This is a genomic window from Prosthecobacter sp. (assembly GCF_044226605.1).
In the GTDB taxonomy this organism is placed as follows: domain Bacteria; phylum Verrucomicrobiota; class Verrucomicrobiia; order Verrucomicrobiales; family Verrucomicrobiaceae; genus Prosthecobacter.
This window is the reverse complement of the sequence record NZ_JBGAGS010000015.1, coordinates 176182-193941: the sequence shown is the minus strand read 5'-3', so window position 1 is coordinate 193941 and position 17760 is coordinate 176182. Positions and strand designations below refer to the sequence as shown.

At 57.1% G+C, this 17760-nt stretch carries 18 protein-coding genes; 1 reads left to right on the top strand and 17 read right to left on the bottom strand.

The features are described 5' to 3' along the window. Nucleotides 1-32 precede the first annotated feature (32 nt). The 10 genes from ACILSO_RS21320 to ACILSO_RS21275 all read right to left on the bottom strand — a co-directional run bounded on the left by ACILSO_RS21320 (nt 33) and on the right by ACILSO_RS21275 (nt 10450). Nucleotides 33-1034 (bottom strand): NAD-dependent epimerase/dehydratase family protein, encoded by a 1002-nt coding sequence (locus ACILSO_RS21320; RefSeq protein ID WP_395739478.1) that lies wholly within the window; start codon nt 1032-1034, stop codon nt 33-35. Nucleotides 1035-1072: 38 nt separating this feature from the next. Next, complete coding sequence (locus ACILSO_RS21315; RefSeq protein WP_395739477.1) at nt 1073-1744, bottom strand: class I SAM-dependent methyltransferase; 672 nt, start codon at nt 1742-1744, stop codon at nt 1073-1075. A 36-nt stretch (nt 1745-1780) separates the two neighbouring features. Continuing rightward, nucleotides 1781-3079: a lipopolysaccharide biosynthesis protein gene (locus ACILSO_RS21310; protein ID WP_395739476.1), complete on the bottom strand. Its 1299-nt coding sequence runs from the start codon at nt 3077-3079 to the stop codon at nt 1781-1783. Nucleotides 3080-3095: 16 nt separating this feature from the next. Continuing rightward, complete coding sequence (locus ACILSO_RS21305) at nt 3096-4556, bottom strand: hypothetical protein (protein WP_395739475.1); 1461 nt, start codon at nt 4554-4556, stop codon at nt 3096-3098. Between the two features lie 63 nt (nt 4557-4619). Beyond that, on the bottom strand, nt 4620-5366 hold the full coding sequence (locus ACILSO_RS21300) for a glycosyltransferase family 2 protein (protein WP_395739474.1): 747 nt from the start codon (nt 5364-5366) through the stop codon (nt 4620-4622). Beyond that, nucleotides 5363-6034: a class I SAM-dependent methyltransferase gene (locus ACILSO_RS21295; RefSeq protein ID WP_395739473.1), complete on the bottom strand. Its 672-nt coding sequence runs from the start codon at nt 6032-6034 to the stop codon at nt 5363-5365. The genes ACILSO_RS21300 and ACILSO_RS21295 overlap by 4 nt, the downstream gene beginning before the upstream one ends. Nucleotides 6035-6046: 12 nt before the next feature. Then, the gene (locus ACILSO_RS21290) at nt 6047-7108 is read right to left on the bottom strand and encodes an NAD-dependent epimerase/dehydratase family protein (RefSeq protein WP_395739472.1); all 1062 of its coding nucleotides are present in this window, start codon (nt 7106-7108) and stop codon (nt 6047-6049) included. A 140-nt stretch (nt 7109-7248) separates the two neighbouring features. After that, nucleotides 7249-8262 carry a hypothetical protein gene (locus tag ACILSO_RS21285; RefSeq protein ID WP_395739471.1) on the bottom strand — a complete coding sequence of 338 codons (1014 nt, stop codon included), beginning with the start codon at nt 8260-8262 and terminating at the stop codon, nt 7249-7251. A gap of 184 nt (nt 8263-8446) precedes the next feature. Continuing rightward, nucleotides 8447-9499: an NAD-dependent epimerase/dehydratase family protein gene (locus ACILSO_RS21280; protein WP_395739470.1), complete on the bottom strand. Its 1053-nt coding sequence runs from the start codon at nt 9497-9499 to the stop codon at nt 8447-8449. A 33-nt stretch (nt 9500-9532) separates the two neighbouring features. Then, on the bottom strand, nt 9533-10450 hold the full coding sequence (locus ACILSO_RS21275; RefSeq protein WP_395739469.1) for a class I SAM-dependent methyltransferase: 918 nt from the start codon (nt 10448-10450) through the stop codon (nt 9533-9535). 113 nt (nt 10451-10563) lie between these two features. On the opposite strand from ACILSO_RS21275, the gene ACILSO_RS21270 reads away from it, so the two are divergent. After that, entirely contained in the window at nt 10564-11280 is a 717-nt protein-coding gene (locus tag ACILSO_RS21270) for a glycosyltransferase family 25 protein (RefSeq protein WP_395739468.1), read from the top strand. 29 nt (nt 11281-11309) lie between these two features. Here the strand turns inward: ACILSO_RS21270 and ACILSO_RS21265 are convergent, their stop codons facing one another. The 7 genes from ACILSO_RS21265 to ACILSO_RS21235 all read right to left on the bottom strand — a co-directional run bounded on the left by ACILSO_RS21265 (nt 11310) and on the right by ACILSO_RS21235 (nt 17753). Next, nucleotides 11310-12590: an ABC transporter ATP-binding protein gene (locus tag ACILSO_RS21265; RefSeq protein WP_395739467.1), complete on the bottom strand. Its 1281-nt coding sequence runs from the start codon at nt 12588-12590 to the stop codon at nt 11310-11312. Next, entirely contained in the window at nt 12587-13495 is a 909-nt protein-coding gene (locus ACILSO_RS21260) for a glycosyltransferase family 9 protein (protein WP_395739466.1), read from the bottom strand. Before ACILSO_RS21260 ends, ACILSO_RS21265 begins: the two co-directional genes overlap by 4 nt. A gap of 86 nt (nt 13496-13581) precedes the next feature. Then, the gene (locus tag ACILSO_RS21255; protein WP_395739465.1) at nt 13582-14199 is read right to left on the bottom strand and encodes a methyltransferase domain-containing protein; all 618 of its coding nucleotides are present in this window, start codon (nt 14197-14199) and stop codon (nt 13582-13584) included. A gap of 10 nt (nt 14200-14209) precedes the next feature. Beyond that, nucleotides 14210-15151, bottom strand: coding sequence for a glycosyltransferase family 2 protein (locus ACILSO_RS21250; RefSeq protein ID WP_395739464.1), 942 nt, complete (start codon nt 15149-15151; stop codon nt 14210-14212). Continuing rightward, on the bottom strand, nt 15152-15979 hold the full coding sequence (locus ACILSO_RS21245) for an ABC transporter permease (protein WP_395739463.1): 828 nt from the start codon (nt 15977-15979) through the stop codon (nt 15152-15154). Beyond that, nucleotides 15979-17022 carry a dTDP-glucose 4,6-dehydratase gene (gene rfbB, locus ACILSO_RS21240; RefSeq protein WP_395739462.1) on the bottom strand — a complete coding sequence of 348 codons (1044 nt, stop codon included), beginning with the start codon at nt 17020-17022 and terminating at the stop codon, nt 15979-15981. Before rfbB ends, ACILSO_RS21245 begins: the two co-directional genes overlap by 1 nt. After that, on the bottom strand, nt 17022-17753 hold the full coding sequence (locus ACILSO_RS21235; protein ID WP_395739461.1) for a class I SAM-dependent methyltransferase: 732 nt from the start codon (nt 17751-17753) through the stop codon (nt 17022-17024). The genes rfbB and ACILSO_RS21235 overlap by 1 nt, the downstream gene beginning before the upstream one ends. Nucleotides 17754-17760 lie beyond the last annotated feature (7 nt).

Below are 17760 nucleotides of genomic sequence, written 5' to 3'. Positions count from 1 at the left end.
TATAGCGCAGAAAGAAAAGTGGGTGCCTCCAATTAAGACCGCCAGGAGGCGGGAAGATTCTTCGAAATCTCAATGTTCCCGAAGCGAACAGGGGTCGCAGGCCCCTGGGCACGCACCCACCGCACCATGCGCCGCAGTCCATCGCCTAGCTTGACGGCAGGCGGAGGGGAAAAAACGCGCTGCACCTTGGCATGATCGGAGAAGGCGTGCAGCACCTCCTGCCGGGCTTCTAGATGCTGGAGTTGGCATGAAACCCCAAAGGCACACGCGATCTCCTCCGCCAGTTCCTTCACGCTGTAAGCGGTGTCTGCCCCGACGTTGAAGATCTGATTACGGGCTTCCGCAACGAGGGGCGAGCGTGCGATGATGGGAGCAACGTCATCAACATGGGAAAACGCGCGTGTTTGACTGCCGTCACCAAACACGCTCATGGGCTGGCCTTGCATGACCTGATTCATGAAGATGCCGATCACATTGCGATATTTATCCGCAATGTTCTGGCGCTCACCATAGACGTTGTGAGGACGGAAGATGACAAAATCGAGGCCGAACATTTCATGGGCGGCCGTGAGATCGAGCTCAACCGCATATTTAGAAACGCCATACGGATCTTCCGGTTGGGGCGTCATATCTTCCGACATGGGCGTCTGACCAGCGCCATAGACCGCGATCGACGAAGTAAAGACGAAGCAGGAGGCCCCATGATTCACCGCCTCATTAATTAGATTGATGGAGGCCACCAAGTTGGTTTCATAATTGAAACGGCGAACAAAATGAGAAAGGCCTTCTGCGGCGTAGGCTCCCAGGTGATAAATGATGTCGAAGCGCCTTCCCTCCCAGAGGGACGAAACGAAGGCAGCGTCGCGCAAGTCCCCTCGAATGAACTCACATCCGCTGGGCACATTAGCCAAAAAGCCACCCGAAAGATCGTCCGTTGCGGTGACTATAAACCCGAGTTTGAGACACTGTTCCGCAACATGGGAACCGATGAAGCCGGCGGCGCCGGTGACCAACACATGGAAGTTTGGAGGCATTGAAATAGAATGGGGCTGTGTCAGAGCTGTCGTCTCATTTAAGCGATTAAAGGCTTAAACACACGATAGCGCAATTGTTTACCAAACAAACCAGGCCAGCGTTTGGCTGCGGCTGCATTTAATCGTGTCCGGAGCTTTCTTCCCAGGAGCCAAAGCAATCCCGGAGCTGGAAACCAACCATCTGCAATGAATTCATCGGCCACAAAACCGTGCTCCTTCAGCAAACGATGCATGGATTCCACGGAATACCAGCGAAGGTGCGTGTAGTCAAAGGTGCCTGACTGTTTGTACTCCCATACACCCGCCAACAGTTTCAGCCGGTCCTCCCAGAAAAAAATGTTTGGTATGGCCACGACCAGAGCACCACCGGGTTTCAGCACCCTGCGAATATCAGACAGCAGTTTCTGAGGATATGCAATGTGTTCCAACAGGTGCGAACATATGACAGAATCATAAGGCCCGTCAAGGCTTTCAGGCAGGCCTCCAGAGACATCAGCAACCAAAATGCTGCGACACCACTTCGCAGCTTGTGCCGCTTCCGCGTCGGACCATGTGACGCCATCCACAGTTTTACCAAGCGACTCCAGCTTGGCGGCTGTACCTCCACATCCACATCCAACATCTAAAATGGTGCGGGCGCCCCGGGGAAGAAGTTCAATGACTGCGTCATTGCCACCTGCATACTTATGATCTTTTTTGGGGTCAAACACTGTGTTTGTTTTATCTCGTTTTAATTGTGGCTGCCGTTAACCCGCATGCACCCGTTCCGGACAGGTCAGGCCCAGACCGCAGACAGTGAAAGCATAGCAACACTGCACCGCTCCGCTCACGATGACAAAGCAAGCCACGCCTTTTACTGATCCCAGATCGAACAGGGGTGCCGCAAGTACTTGGGATCCCAATGTTACAGGAATCGATATCCACACGCGGCGGATCCAGGCACGGGCATTGTTCATCGCCCAGACGATGGCCGACAAGTTCAGAATGGCCATGCCAGTCAGGACCAGCAGAAGCTCCTGCTGGAGATGTGTGTACTTGAAGCCAAGGAGCCATAAGAACCAGCGCCCCTGCCACCAGGCGAAAAACAGAAGCACAGCATTGAAAGCCACCGTGCATGCCACAAGCAAAACTGCCATTTTCCACAGCCGTCTTCGATCAGAGGTGCGGGCAAACGAGGGCATGAAAAACTGACCCAGAGGCCCCCCAAACACGACAAAAATAATCCCCAGCCGATTCAACGCTCCAAAATCTGCAACCTCACGTGTGCTGGCAAACACACTGATCAGCCAAGTGGTGAGTTGACCCTGCAGACACCAAAAAATGATGCTGGGCAAATACTGATGAACCATCTTCCAAATACGGGCAGTGTATCCCTCGACGTCTTGTGGAGCCCCCTCACCCAAAAGAGCCAGCACCTGCCTCCGGACGATCCCATACTGCGTCAGTTGAGCAATGACCACGGCCCCAAGTGCCGAAACGGGACTAAGGCCGCCCAGCAGAGCCAGTGCGGCCGTGAGGCTGGCACGGATGATCGCCGGCACAAGATCGGCAACCTGAAGTTGGCGGTTGCGCGAATGCAACCGGTTGACGATGCTGAAAACAGCTGTCGTCGAAACCTGCCATACGGGGGCCAGCACCAACGCCGTGAGCCCAAAGGCGGAGGGCAGGCCGGCACCACTGCGCAACAGCAGCCACAGAGAAATTCCAGCAATAAAAGCAGAAGACACCGCCGCCAGTTTCAAACGCAGACGCAATGCAGCGTGCACAAGCCCTTTCAATGACGCCCGATCCTCCCAGAGGGTACCGCCGATGGATGTAACCGCGATCCCCACGCCCGAGTCCGAAAGAATAGAGAGTGCGGCGCTCATTCCGTTGGCGATTGTAAACCAGGCGTAGTCCGGTTTTTCCATGGTTCGGACCAAAAGAAAACCCGCAGCAGCATTCAGCGCTTGCACCAAGAGTTGCACTGCAGCGAAACTTCCCAGTATCGTGATCCAGCGATACAGGCGTGCGCGATTGGCGTGCAGCGAAAACCATGAAATCATCGGAAAAGTTTCTCGATCAAAGCGTGTCTTTCCTGCGATACACAGATGGAGCAGGACTAGAGGTGCTTCGAGACAATGGAATCCCAAAAAGCGACGAAAGGGATGTCTCGCGCGTGAAATGGATCAACTGGTAGTGTCCGTCAGATGCAAAGGGTGGCAGTGCATGATGCAGATCTGCAGTACCAGAACCGATACCCGTGACAATGATATAATCCACCTGATCAGTCCGCAAAGCCGCATGGTCCAAAATATCATAGACCCGATTTCGACGAGCCAACAACCACCAATAATCCCCTCCGCACACGACCGAAGCCCCTTTGGGCACGTTATCCTCAATTATTTGTCTGAATGCATCAATACGTTTGTCCGAAACCGTCAATTTTGCGACCAGCATTGACCGCAGACTGGTGACAGCGAGCGGCAAAAAGCCTGCGACAAGCAATACGAACCACCATCGGGCAAGATGCGTCTCACGGAGGTGAAAATGAAAAAGCGCTGCGATCAGCCAAGGCATGAAAAACCAGTAATATGCGCCCTGCGAGGTGCTCTTTATAAAAAAGAAAGCGAGTGGCAGCAAAGCGGAGCCATACCAGAGCAGCCAGGATGCAAGGCGCTGCTTCTCATGTTTTTGTAAAATTACGCCTAGAGACCATATTCCAGGCAGTGTGAAAATGCCAAAAGCCAAGAGCGTAGGATACCAGTAGCGCAAAAGGTTACCAAGTGACGACGTAAACTCGTAATTAGTAATGTCAGCCGTCGCGTTGATATTCTGCTCTAAAGCGCCATGGTGATATAGCCAAACAGGCAGGACAATGATCAATGCGGTAACGGCGGCAACAACTCCCATAATAGCCACTCGATTAGCCGTTTGCCTAAAGGTGCAATGCCTGCCGAGCAAAACCGCCCCGAACAAGGGAGCGAGTGCCACCGAGCATGGCACACTGGTGCCTAAACAGAATCCGAAAAGCAGGCCAGAGAGCGCAAGTGATCTCCAAGTCCACCTCTGTGTACGAAAAGTCAACGCAAGTGATCCATACCCAAAGCTCATGGCGAGTTGATCGGGCCGCGGCATGTTACCTGACAGCAAAAAGAGCCAGCCAGCCAGCCATGCAATCACAGGCCTTGATGGTAGCACTGAACGCAAAAAAAACACCAGGACCCCAGCGAGCAGGGTATGAACAATCGCATCATATCCGGCACAGACACGCCAACTGAACCCAAAGACCTTGATACAGCAGCTAAAAAGGAACGGATAAACGGGCGGGTAGCTGGCAAAAACATCATTCAAAGGCGGCTGCCACCCACCGTAATTCGGTTCTTCGGGGGAACGCCAACCCGTTCCCGATGCCCAACTCACTGCTGGCGCTTTGAAAAATATTTCATCAACATGTGCGGGCTGACTAACAGATAGCTTAAACAGCAATATCAAGACCGCAGTCAAAATGAAAATGATCTGATAAAAATTAAGTCTTTTCATTGAGAAAAATTTAGCCCCACCCTTACTGCACACAGTAAGAATCTATCATTTTGAGCCCGAAGATTATCGCTGCCGGTAGTCGCCGCGACTGAAGTATTTTTCCAGCCACACATAAGCGACTATGAAGAAGTAACGGCTACCCATCTCCCGAATTTTGAGCTTTGCCACTCCCGTACGTCGGTTTCTCCAGGTGATTGGCATACTTGTCCACGCGTAGCCTCGAACGATAGCCTTCAAGGGGAGTTCGACAGTGAGATTGAAGTGTGGAGCAAGAAGCGGTCGACAGCCTTCGATGACGGTTCTGCGATAGGCTTTGAAGGCATTAGTGGTATCGTTAAGTTTAAAGCGGAACACCAGACGAATAAAAAAGTTGGCAAGTCGGTTAATCCGGAGCTTGAGCCATGGATAATCAATTACACCCCCCCCCTTCATAAAACGACTGCCAAAAACACAGTCCCAACCTTCATTGAGCAATTTCCAATATCGCACAACGTCTCTTGCATCATCTGATTCATCCGCCATCATGACAACAACTGCATCTCCAGTCATGGAATCAAATCCTTTGATGACTGCGCAACCAAAGCCATGCCGTCCGGTATTTTGCACCGGTCGGAGCTCTGGGACAGAAGCTTGGAGTTGCTGAAGAAGCGCCCAAGTATCATCCGTGCTGCCATCATCCACAGCTATAATTTCATGCGCGACCCCTTGTAAACTTAGTTCCAAATTAAGATGCTTGATTGTCGATACAATGCATCCCTCCTCGTTCCTTGCAGGAATCACGACTGACAGTTTGGTCAGGAGCGGCGTCATTTTATTTGAGGCTTGCGTGCAACAACCATAAACTGCTCACCCAACAAGCGCCAGAGAAAGGGCAGGCGCAAGTAGAGAGCGAGCACCCAGATGGGATATTCAGATGCTCCCACCATAGTGTATGGAAGTGTACGGGAAAGCGACACTTCGATTTCATATCCTTTCAATTTGAGTCCTTCAACAAGACTCAGATCCGTTAATGGCAGGTAGTGGTCCCAAAAATGCCAGTAGCGGCCTTTAACAACTGCGATATTAGGCCCCAGGGCAATGATGCAACCACCGGGCTTAAGGGCCAAGAATGCCTGCTCGAGGCAACGCCCCAGGCAAGACTTATCCGGCAAGTGCTCGAAGAAGTTGCTGGTAAAAATAACATCCAGGCTATTGCATTGAATGGACCATGGAGCCGAACAATCCTGCTCGATGAATTCAACGTCATCCGCTAAAAGATGCCGTGTTGCCGGATTCAGGTCCATGCCATATTTTTTGGCTGCCGTGATTTGATTGATAAATTCTCCAAAGCCACAACCGAGATCCAGCACCACATCCTTTGGGCAAAGCCAGCTACTGAACCACCGATCAATCAAGACGCGCCAGACGGCCCCCCGGTAGGCCTTCTTGGATCCAAATCTTGTTTGGTATATCGATGTGAGTCGGTCTGGTGTTTCCATGAATGTGCGTTTTCAGGAGAGTTCAAAAAGTGATCTGCGATTTAATCGGGCCCAGTCAACGGTGTCTGCTACCAGACTGGTCAGCGAGCGGGTTGGTCTCCAAGTAGTTCGTTGAAACAGGCGGGTGCAATCGCCAATGAAGAGACGCAGGTCGAACGGACGCTGTTCGGTATTTGAACAAATTACTATGCTATTTCCGGTAACCACCTCACACAACCTAGTCAATTCCTGCAACGAGATACTGTGATCCAGCCCTCCCGCAACATTTCCCAGCCAGCCATCCCAAAAATCAAATTCAGCAATCTGCAGCGCGATGAGATCGCACAGGTCCTCCACATGCAGGACATCACGCACCTGCTTGCCGGTTCCGCCGTAGCCTATATAGGACAGCGGGCGCTCAAACAGATGCGCCATAACCCAGAGGGCGATGACCCCTTGGTCCACCTTGCCGAACTGCCAGGGCCCGGCGATGACACCGCAGCGATTTATCACGGCTTGGAGTCCAAAACTCATCCGGTATTCTTCGATCAACTGCTCGGCAGCGAGCTTGGTGAAACCATAGAGAGAGCGTGCGCCCCTGAGATTGAGTGATTCTCCGACTCCCGCCGCGCTGATACCAACGTCACCTTCATCCAGCCAACGGAAGCGCGTGGCATCCTCCACCCAAGGGTGCGCTTCTAAAGGCGCAACTGGATACACCCTACTGGTAGAAAGAAAAATCACACGCGAGTTCCACAGTCGGGCCTTCTCCAAGCAATGATACGCTCCCACCAAATTGGTTTGAAACAGGTAATCTGGGGACCCGTCCTGTCCGGCAAGCACGGAGGGTTCCGCCGAACACTCAATCAGCACTTCGAACGGACCTATTGGAAATTCTTTGGGATGACGGATATCTCCGCGGTGGAATCTGATGCCTGATTCCAACAGCCTGGGAACGTTGATTTCGGATCCTCGGCGGTAGAGATTGTCCATGCAAACTATTTCAGCTTGAGAATGGATGGCCCGAAGATGGAATGCCAGATTCGAGCCTATAAAGCCGGCACCACCTGTAATGAGGATGCTTGCTGGACTCATGCAATTAATGTTGGCATGTGATTTTGGCGGGAATTAAACGGTGAAGAATAACGTTTTGTCGAATTGATCACCATCACAAAGGCGTCGAAAGCCAATGTGAAGGCGGCTTCCGAATCTACTCAATTAACCATCAGGATTTTTCATGCGAATTCGGCATGCTTTTCCCCCAACATCCAAAACGCCAGCCTAGGTGATAAACGAATCAGGCAAGTAATGATGATTCCACCACAGAAGGCAACGAACGCGTATCCCAATCGAGGCAGTAGGTCATAAGGAGTAAGGGCATGGCCAAATTTTGCACAAGCCACCTCGATACATTCCTCGATCGCGTGGTGTGAAAGATAAATTCCAAAATAGCAGTTCACTAAACGTTTCGCCCATCTAGGTGGGATGCCTTTCCCCATGCGAATCAGCAAGAGAAGTGCGCAGCAGCCGAAAATCGGACCATTAAAAACGTAATACGTCGACGGCATTTTGACTTCAAATGCAGCGATTAACGCAAGCCCCATCATCAAAACGGATGCAAGAATGACGACTGCAAACCACCCCCTCCTTATCTTCTGATTTAGAGACTTCGACCCAGCTTCCAGAGCAGTGTAGATCAAGGCACTAAGGAAAGCACTAGACCATCCAAAATACCCGATGTGTCCGGCAATAATCGACATTATCATCGCAGCCGTAATCCAGCAGGCGGCATGGAGATGAATCTTTCCGTTTACCAGATTCGAGCATAGTAACGCAGATGCTGCAGCAACGATTTGGTAATAGATTAGCAGCGGAAGGAAATATAAATGAACGGCAGACTGCCCCAAAAACAAAAAACCGAACCAATCTTCCAGACTACTGGAGAAGAGGCCGGACCCATTTTTGATCATTCTCAGCAACAAATAGACACTCGTCCATACGGCATAAGGCCGAATTAGACGACTTAAATTTAGCACGCCTAAAACAGTGCTTTTCTGAATCGCTTTCGGAATAATAAAGTACATGGCTGACGCGTAAAAGAAAGGCACGGGAAAAAGCCGGACCACATCTGTAATCAACTCGGCCCGGGGAGTATTGGGAGCGAGATGGATTAAAGCGACAGCATAAGCCGCCGCGAACTTGGCTGCCTCAATTGCAAAAACGCGTCCTTCACTCAATGACTTGCTCAATGGAATTTAGTAATTTAAAACGCGAATGCCTGAACGGCGCTTCATCGATTGCGGAGTGCACGAGATTTGCGTTTGATGTTACCGATGCGGCGATTGCACCGGGAAAGATGAAGCCACGGACTATAGCTTTCAAGGGGAGTCTAAGAGTGACACTGAAGTCGCACTATCTTGAATCGATGCCATGTCATTGCTGCAGACCTGCCAGGGTAGCGCGATAGATTTCTTCGAACACGGCCTCCAGATTTTTGGTGATGTTCCACCCGGGGTAGTGTGCTTTCATCTTGGAGAGATCACTCAGGTAGCAGATGTGGTCCCCTTCCCGGTTCTTGTCGACGTACTCCCATTGCATCGCTTTGCCGGAGAGAACGGCGATGCGGTCAAAGGCCTCAAGGATCGAGACGCTGTTAGCGCGGCCGCCGCCGATGTTGTACACTTCGCCACAACGCGGATTCTCGAAGAAGGCGTGCATGAATTTGACCACATCCAGGCTGTGGATGTTGTCTCTGACCTGCTTGCCCTTGTAGCCAAAGACATTGTACTTTCGCCCTGAGAGATTGCATTTGATGAGGTAGCTCAGGAAACCATGCAACTCCACGCCGCTGTGGTTTGGGCCAGTCAGACAGCCTCCGCGCAGAGCGCAGCATTTCATGCCAAAGTACCGGCCGTACTCCTGGACCATCACATCCGCGGCGACCTTGGAGGCGCCGAAGAGGCTGTGCTTGCTCTGATCGATGGGAAAGCTTTCGGTGATGCCATTTTCATATGCGGCATCATCATAGTCCCAGCGCGTGGACAGTTCTTTCAACCTGATCGTGTTAGGCCGGTCGCCATAGACCTTGTTGGTGCTCATGTGGATAAACACCGCCGCTGGCGCATGCAGCCGGGTGGCCTCCAGCAGGTTCAGCGTACCCACGGCATTGGTGTCAAAATCATCAAAGGGCCGCGATGCAGCGAGATCATGGCTGGGCTGTGCGGCAGTATGCACCACATGAGTGGGCTGCAGCGTGGCAAGGCAGTCGAGCACAGCTTTGCGATCGCGAATGTCGAGCTCATGGTGGTGAAAGGCCGCATGTTTGGCCTTGAGCCGCTCCTGATTCCACCGGGTGTCTCCCTGAGGCCCAAAGAAGTCGGCACGCATGTTGTTGTCCACGCCGTGTACCTGCCAGCCTTGCTGGCAGAAGTAATCAACGACTTCGGAACCGATGAGACCGGAGGACCCGGTGACGAGTAGTTTCATAGAAAATAGGCAGGTTGCCGCAAAGGGGAACCTTCAGTGTGGGACATCATCTTTGACCGTTGCAAACAGCATCTCGACATGATCAAGACCGCCGACGGACACGCCCGGCTTCTGCTGCCATGCGGTCACCGCCTTCAAATGCACCGGGTCATTCCAGTGCAGCAAGGGAGCGGAATGGAGGAGGAGAGGCTGCTGGGGGAAGGTGTGCTTTAGGAAGACCTCGTCCAAGAGCTGGGGATGGGACTGGCCCCACATGAGGTGCCAGTCGCGGGGGGCGCGCTGGCGGAAGGTGAGGGAGCCGTTGGGGCAAAAGCAGACGAAGAGGCCGCCGGGCTTGAGGAGGCGCATGCCGAGGGCGATCATGGCGGCGGGCGATGGGACATGCTCGATGACGTGGGCGGAGAAAAAAACGTCGTAGCTGGCGGACTGGAGCGAGTCCAGAGCGGGCATGGAAACGCCGAGCTGGGTGCGGGCGTAGGCGGCGCGGGGGCGGGAGATTTCGAAGGAGTCCACCTGATAACCGGCGGCGGCGAGCTGGTGGCTGCCGTAGCCCCAGGAGCAACCGTAGTCGAAGAGTCGCGCGCCGGGGCTAATGCGCAGCGCACGTAGCACGGCGAGGTAGTGGGCGTAGTTTTTTTCGGAGCCGGCAAACTGGGTGGCGATGAGGTGCTGAATCTCGGCGGCCGAGGGGAGATCGGTGGTGAAGCCTTCGGTGTAGTCTTCCTGGTAGAAGGTTTCATTCTCCCGGGCATCGGAGGTGGGGATGCGGTAGAGGAGGCGGCAGCGGGAGCAGCGGCAGAAGGTGGTGACGAGCCATTTTTGATCGAGCTGCTCGGCGGGGGCGGAGCCGCAGGAGGGGCAGTTACGATGGCCGCCGGAGAGGTGCTTGGCTGCGCTGGAGAGCAGGTAGCCGGCTTTGTTCCGGAGGCGTTGAAGCGTGCCGGAAGACATCAGGACTGGCAGGATCTCCCCTGCCCCGCAACAAGGCACGTTTTGGGTTTTTCTTCCGTAAGCATCTGTGGCAGGGATGCGGCGTGGCCCATGATGTGACTCAAACCCGACCTGTGCAATTGAACCCGGAGAACCTGCGGGTGCATGTGATCCACTACACGAAGTTCACGGAGCGCCGGGGGCACATGGAGAGGGTGCTGCGGGAGAATGGGCTGGATCGGTTTCCGGTGCGCTGGATGGCGGCGCACGATCGCGAGGAGGTGCTGGCGGGAGGGGCTTACGAGCGGGGGGAATTTGGGGATCCGAAGGTGATTTCGGCGGGGTCGGTTTCGCTGATTTTGAAGCACTTGGAGGTTTATCGCGCGGTGGTGACGGAGCCGGAGTGCTGGCATCTCATCCTGGAGGATGATGTGCTGATCCAGCCCGGCTTCGTGGGGGCGCTGGAGGACTGCATGAGTGAGCTGCCGGCTGCCGAGTGGGACCTGTGCTTTGTGGGGCTGGGCTGCGATCTGCATGTGCCGTGGTGGAAACGGCGGCCGGGGAAACGTGTCTACTTGCGTGGCTGGAAACGCGGGCTGCTGTGGGGAGGCGGTGGCTGCTCGCGCTGCACGGAGGCTTACCTGATCCATCCGCGCTGCGCGGAGCGGGTGCTGGGAAGCCGGTTTGCGCATCCGCCGTTCAGCCGAGCGATCGACTGGCATCTGAATGCGGCAGGGATGGAGCTGCAGATTCATTCCTACTGGGCTGAGCCGCCGCTGGTCACGCAGGGAGCGTTTGAGAGCTGGATGAAGGACACCACACTGAATCCGCCGGGGCAGTCCCAGTATTGAATGATCCAGCAGGGGCGTGTGGGCGGACATCATGCGGGCAGGGACTCGACTTTAAAGTCCACGAGGGGGACGAGGCAGCCGCTGAAGGTGTCCACGCCATGGGTGGCGGAGTCGGCAGTGCGGACGACTTCGAAGCGCACGACTTCGGGCAGGTAGTCTTCAAAACCGCGCGGGCTGCGCATGCCTAGGCTAAGGTGATAAACACCGGGGACGAGGCGGAGATTCTGCCAGCGAAAGGCGAAGGCGGTGAGGCCGGGCTGCAGGGGGACATTGCCGCCGGTAACGGCGCTGGTCCAGGAGGCGATCTCAAATCCCTTGCCGGAATGCACGGCGACGCCTGGCTCGATCTCGCGCACGGTGCCGTCGCTCTGCACGGTGATTTGGAGTTCCAAGTCCACGCCGTAGTCGATCATCCAGGCCTGCTGCCCTTCGTTGTGCGAAGTGAGGCTGATGGACATGAGCCTGACGCCGGAGAGCACGGGCTGGGGGCGATGCTTTTCGGAGAGATCCACCACGGAGCCGCTGGTGGGGGCGAGGCCGGAATAGACTTCGATGCCTTCCTGCGTGGGTCCGTCAAAGACGAGCCTGCCATGATCGAGCACAATGACGCGGGTGCAGAGGCGTGAGACGGCGCTGAGATTGTGACTGACGAAAAGGACGGTGCGGCCCCCGCCCTGCACGGACTGCTCCATCTTGCCGAGGCATTTTTTCTGAAACGCGGCATCGCCCACGGCGAGGACTTCATCGATGATGAGGACTTCGGGTTCGAGATGCGCGGCGATGGCGAAGGCGAGGCGCACATACATGCCGGAGGAGTAGCGCTTCACGGGGGTGTCGAGAAACTTCTCCACCTCGGCAAAGGCGACGATCTCATCAAACCTGGCGCTGACCTGCGCGCGAGACATGCCGAGCATGGCGCCATTGAGGAAGATGTTTTCGCGACCGGTGAGTTCAGGGTGGAAGCCGGTGCCGACTTCGAGCAGCGAGCCAACGGTGCCACGCAGGGTGATGCGGCCTGCAGTGGGAGAGGTGATGCGCGAGAGCAGTTTGAGCAGCGTGCTTTTGCCTGCGCCGTTGTGGCCGATGATGCCGACGACTTCACCACGGGTGATTTCAAAGCTGACATCCTGCAGCGCCCAAAACACTTCGTGGGTGATCTTTTGACTGCTCCGCGACAACCAGCGCAGCGGGGCTTTGGCGGTGCGGATCATGGCATCGGTGAAGCGCTGGTAAGGGGCGCTCTCGGTCTGGTGGCTGAGCACGTAGCTTTTGCCCAGAGATTCGACACCGATGATGGACTCGGGCTTCATCGGGCGGCGGGAGCGAGCACCTGGGAGGCGGCGGTCATGATGGGATCGGCGCTGATCTGCTGCATGCAGGCGATGTCGTAGGGGCAGCCGGTCTCCCAGTGGAGGCGGGGCGTGCGGTGGTGGCAGCCCGCGCAGTCCACCGTGGCGGCGAGGCTGCGCTGGCGTGGCGTTTCAAACATGCGGCAGGAGGCGAGCGTGGGACCAAAAATGGCGACGAGCGGGGCGCGCGTGCCTGCGGCGAGGTGCAGCATGATGGAATCAATGGTCAGCACGAGGGCGCTTTGGTCAAAGAGATTGCAGAGATCAGCGAGGGGCCAGCCGATGATGCGTTCATCACATCCAGGGATGAGCCTGACCGTTGGCCGAAGAGGCATGATCTGGAGGACGCGCAGGCCAAGCTCGCTTTTGAGCCGGCGGACCACTTCGTCCCAAACGGAGGACGGCACCTCGCGCACGGGCCAGGATGGGCCGGTGTAGATGCAGGCGACTGGCGATGCGGCACGGGGCAAGGGCTCGTGCTTGAAATGCCAGGCCGGGTGCGGCATTTGCTGCGGGCAGCCGAGCTGTTTTAAATACGTCCGCACCAGGTGCGTGCCAGCGGTGTCGTGCGGCTCGTACACCATTTCCACCACATCGCTGCACACACGCCGAAGGAGCGACTGCATGTGAGGATTGGGCAAGTGCGGGGCGATGACGGTGATGTCCGGCGAAGCAAGGCGAACGGCCTCCAGCATGTCGGGCTGGGTGAGAAAGAGCAGCACGTCCTGCGGCGAATGTTTGGCGGCGAGGTCCGAGGCTGCTGCGGCCCAGAGCACATCGCCAATGCCGCCCGCGCGTGCCAGCACACGCACCCTGCCACCACGCTGGCGCGCGGTGCGCTGGGCGCGGCGAAGAGTGCGGGCCACGCTGAAAAGCTCCCATGGTCTGCGGCAGATCCAGGCCAGAACTTTGAATGCGGGTGAAGGCCTGGGCATCGGTGTGGTGAAGGTCTTCAGCCATTTTTTCTGACGACGAGTTCCCAGCTATAAGGCCCCACGGCATCGTTTTCATACACGAGGGTCGTGGCATTGAGTTGCTCCAGGTGGCGTTTGACGGAGCTGAGTGAAAAATCGGCGTGCACGTGGTGCTCATTGCGCGGGTGGCCCTGGGCGGCGCAGTAGGCACGGTAGCGGACTTCATCGGGGCAGCCGATGACGAGCAGGCCGCCTGCCTTGAGCACTCGCAGCCACTCGCGCAGCACGGCGGAGGTGTCTGGGAAATCTTCGAGCAGGTGGGAGCTGAAGATGTAGTCCAGTGCGTCATCAGCAAACCAGTGCAGCTTGGTGGCGTCTCCGGCGAACTGGGTGGGAAAGATGCCGGTGGAGTAAGGGCTGGGGAGATCGATGCGGACGGCGGTCTCGTTGATGGGATCGCCGCCGAAGCCGAGATCGATGCCGTTTCCCTGGCAATACTGGGAAAGGTTTGGACGATGGACGGAAGTCTCGCTGGCGAGCGGACTGGTGCGGATGCCGGAGACCCAGCCCTCGCGAGAGAGGATGCCGACCAGCACATCGCGCACCGGCTTGATGGCAAGCAGGCGGGTGAGGAGGTGTTTGACGGCGGACTTCATCGTGAGTGCGTCAGGCGCGCAGAAGTTTGCCAAAGCCCTGGAGGCAGCCGGTGAGGACGGGGAAAAACTGGCCGCGGCCTGATCTCTTGAAGAGGAGGGTGCCGAGATAAAAAAGGTGCAGCAGGGCGAAGTCGAAATGATCGCGCAGCGTGTCTTTGCCGAGGATGCGCGTCATGATGTAGTGGCGGTTGCGCACGCGCTGGTCGGTGGTGCGGGTGAGGCTGCGTTTGTGGTCGCCGCCTTGGGAGTCGTGAAAGCAGCGGGCATCGCGCACATGCACCAGACGGTGGGTAAGGCCCACGCTGAGGGAGGCGGCGAGGTCTTCACCTAGGCCGCCGGCTTCAAAATGATCGGGCACGGCAGGCACGTGCAGCGCGGATTTGCGATACAGGGAGCAGCAGCCGATGAGCCATTCAGCAGTCACCACAGGCGGGATGTCGTGCGAGGTGTCTGGCATGAAGGTGCAGCAGGGGCCGACGCAGGCTGCGGCGTAAGTTTGGCGCACGCGGCCGTGGTCAAACCAGCGCATGAGAAGCGTGGACCATCTGCCAGGAGCTTCGTAGCCCTGATTGGTGATGGTGGCGGTGGCGCCGCCGATGCTGGCGTCTGCAGCCATGGTGGCGTGCAGGTGCTCCAGGCATTGCGGCTCCAAAAGGACATCGTCATCGAGAAACCACACATAGGGCTGGGAGGCTGCGGCCACGGCCTGGTTGCGCTGAGGAGCGAGTCCGGTGCGCGCGGCGTTTTCGTAGCGCCAGACGGCGGCAGGCTCGCCCCACGCGCTCTCGGCATGCTGCACGGTGGCGAGGGTGCTGGCGTCATCACTGGCATCACAAACAACAATTTCTGCGGGCCGGGCGGTTTGTGCGCGCAGGCTCTCGAAAAAGCGTGCGAGCATTGCGGCGCGGTTGCGGGTGGGAACGATGGCTGAAACTGGAACGGTGGAGGCCACTCAGATGACATCCGCAAAACTCTGCTCCATGCGCCGGAAGCAGCGGATGGCGAAGAGCAGGAAGATCAGACTCACACCGATGGAGAACAGAAAGCTTTGCCAGTGCAGGTCCGTGGTGCCGCAGATGGCCCAGCGAAAGCCATCGATGATGCCCACGACGGGATTGGCGGCAGTAAGCAGGCGGCCCCACTCGCCGTAGCGTTCTTCAATGGCGGAGGTGCTGTAAAACACCGGGGAGATGAAAAGGCCGATCTGCACCACAAACGGGATGACGTAGCGGAAGTCCCGGTACTTCACATTTAAGGCGGTGAAGAGCAGGCCCGGTCCCATGGCGCTCACAAACGCCAGCAACGTCAGCAGCGGCAGGGCCAGTAGCCGCCAGGTGGGCATGACGCCGTACCAAAGCATGAGAAGGGCGAGAATGACGAGGGAGATGGCAAAATCCACAAACGCCACCACCACGGCGCTCATGGGGAGAAGCAGGCGCGGGAAGTAGATCTTGGAAATTAGGTGCGCATTTCCCACCAGGCTGTTCGCGGATTCGCTCAGGGCGCTGCTGAAGAAGAACCAGGGCAGAGTGCCAGCACATACCATGACGGCATAGGGCACACCATCCGCTGGCAGGCGGGCCAGGCCGCCAAAAATGCCGGTACCCACCAGGATGGTCAGCAGAGGACGAAGGACGGCCCATGCGGCGCCGATGGCGGTCTGCTTGTAGCGCACCAGGGTGTCGCGCCAGGCCAGGATGCCAAACAGCTCGCGGAAACGCCAAAGGTCGCGCCAGTAATGCGCCTCGCCGCGGCCTGCTTCGATGACGAGTTCTTCCATCAGCTTCTTTGAGAAGAGGTGACCGCTTTGACCCAGTCCTGATGTTCCAGATACCAGTTCACGGTTTCGCGCAGCCCCGCTTCCAGGGTGTGCGCGGGTTTCCAGCCGAGTTCAAAGGAGAGCTTGGTGGCATCGATGGCGTAGCGGCGGTCATGGCCGGGGCGGTCAGCCACAAAGCTGAGGAGCGCTCGTGAGTTTCCGCCGAGGGCAGGCTGCAGTTCATCGACGATGTCGCAGAGCTGCTGCACGAGGTAGAGGTTGGCGTGTTCGTTGCACCCGCCAATGTTGTAGGTCCCGCCAGGGGTGCCCTGGGTAAGCACGGTCCAGAGGGCCTCGCAGTGGTCGCCCACGTGCAGCCAGTCGCGGACGTTCATGCCGTCGCCATACACTGGCACTGGCTGGCGGTAAAGAATGCTCTGAATAGCCACCGGGATGAGCTTTTCAGGAAACTGATACGGGCCGTAGTTGTTCGAGCAGCGCGTGATCATGGCGGGCAGCCCGTAGGTATGGTGGTAGCTGCGCACGAGCATGTCGCTGGCGGCCTTGCTCGCTGAATACGGAGAGTTCGGCGCACAAGGCGTCGCCTCGGTGAAGGCGGGGGCGTCTGGAGAAAGGGAGCCGAAAACTTCATCGGTGCTGACGTGGAGAAACCTGGAGGCACGCATTTGAATGCTGGTCTCCGGGTTGAACCAATGGGAGCGGCAGGCTTCAAGGAGGTGGAAGGTGCCGTTGATGTTGGTGGCGATGAAGTCGTCCGGACCGGCGATGCTGCGATCCACGTGCGATTCGGCAGCAAGGTGGATGACGTGGGTGATGTCATGCTGGCGGATGACGCGGATGACTTCCTCCTGATGGCGGAGATCGACCTGCTCAAAGAAGTAGCGTGGGTGGCTGCCATGAATGCCTTCAAGATTGGCCAGATGACCGGCATAGGTGAGGCAGTCGAGATTGACGAGCTTGGAGATCTCCGGCTCGTCGATGACCTGGCGGATGAGATTGGAGCCGATGAAGCCTGCGCCCCCGGTGATGAGGAGGTTCATCATCAGGCTTTGACGGCGGCGTATTCGCTGAAGACGTTCATGCAGGCGATGCGGCGGGCATCTTGAAAACCGGCGGCCTTGAGGGCGGAAACGACGGCCTCAGGTCGCACACAGGTGTCCATGGTTTCCCAAAAGTACACCATCATCTCCTCAGCTTTCTCGCTGCGGGTGAGCAGGCGGGCGAAGAAGGGATAGACGATGCCGAAGTAGAGCTTGAAGAGGGCTGAGCCGATCTTGCCCGCGGGGCGCGTGGCCTCCATGATGAGGACGCGGCCGCCGGGCTTGAGCACGCGATGGAACTCGCGGAAGGTGGCCTCCAAATCGGCGAAGTGGCGCAGGGCGTAGCCGACGGTGAGGAAGTCGTAGGTGCTGTCTTCCAGCGGCATGCTTTCGGCGCGGCTCTGGATGAAGCGGGCATTGGGCAGCTTGGTTTTGGCGACAGCGAGCATGCCATCGCTTGGCTCCACGCAGGTAATAGTGCGGTCGCTGCCGAGCACCTGGCTTGCGGCGACGGCGACGAGGCCGGTGCCGCAAGCGACATCGAGGTGCTGCATGCCGGGCTTCAAGCCGTGGCGGCTCTGCGCGGTCCTGCGGTAAAGATTGCCCGTGCCAAAGAATCCCCAGCCGACGATGGGATCGTAATGCGCCGCACCTTGATCAAAGAGCTGCTTCACATAGCCCTGCCGTTCTTCGGGCTGGGCGTAGCGATGGGCGAGTACCGGGTGGGGGGTCATGAAGGTC

What these genes read in the sequence shown, in the direction of transcription:
- ACILSO_RS21320 (WP_395739478.1), bottom strand. Translation starts at nt 1,034, where the DNA reads ATGCCTCCAAACTTCCATGTGTTGGTCACCGGCGCCGCCGGCTTCATC.
- ACILSO_RS21310 (WP_395739476.1), bottom strand. Translation starts at nt 3,079, where the DNA reads ATGATTTCATGGTTTTCGCTGCACGCCAATCGCGCACGCCTGTATCGC.
- ACILSO_RS21305 (WP_395739475.1), bottom strand. Translation starts at nt 4,556, where the DNA reads ATGAAAAGACTTAATTTTTATCAGATCATTTTCATTTTGACTGCGGTC.
- ACILSO_RS21300 (WP_395739474.1), bottom strand. Translation starts at nt 5,366, where the DNA reads ATGACGCCGCTCCTGACCAAACTGTCAGTCGTGATTCCTGCAAGGAAC.
- ACILSO_RS21295 (WP_395739473.1), bottom strand. Translation starts at nt 6,034, where the DNA reads ATGGAAACACCAGACCGACTCACATCGATATACCAAACAAGATTTGGA.
- ACILSO_RS21290 (WP_395739472.1), bottom strand. Translation starts at nt 7,108, where the DNA reads ATGAGTCCAGCAAGCATCCTCATTACAGGTGGTGCCGGCTTTATAGGC.
- ACILSO_RS21280 (WP_395739470.1), bottom strand. Translation starts at nt 9,499, where the DNA reads ATGAAACTACTCGTCACCGGGTCCTCCGGTCTCATCGGTTCCGAAGTC.
- ACILSO_RS21275 (WP_395739469.1), bottom strand. Translation starts at nt 10,450, where the DNA reads ATGTCTTCCGGCACGCTTCAACGCCTCCGGAACAAAGCCGGCTACCTG.
- ACILSO_RS21265 (WP_395739467.1), bottom strand. Translation starts at nt 12,590, where the DNA reads ATGAAGCCCGAGTCCATCATCGGTGTCGAATCTCTGGGCAAAAGCTAC.
- ACILSO_RS21255 (WP_395739465.1), bottom strand. Translation starts at nt 14,199, where the DNA reads ATGAAGTCCGCCGTCAAACACCTCCTCACCCGCCTGCTTGCCATCAAG.
- ACILSO_RS21245 (WP_395739463.1), bottom strand. Translation starts at nt 15,979, where the DNA reads ATGGAAGAACTCGTCATCGAAGCAGGCCGCGGCGAGGCGCATTACTGG.
- rfbB (WP_395739462.1), bottom strand. Translation starts at nt 17,022, where the DNA reads ATGATGAACCTCCTCATCACCGGGGGCGCAGGCTTCATCGGCTCCAAT.
- ACILSO_RS21235 (WP_395739461.1), bottom strand. Translation starts at nt 17,753, where the DNA reads ATGACCCCCCACCCGGTACTCGCCCATCGCTACGCCCAGCCCGAAGAA.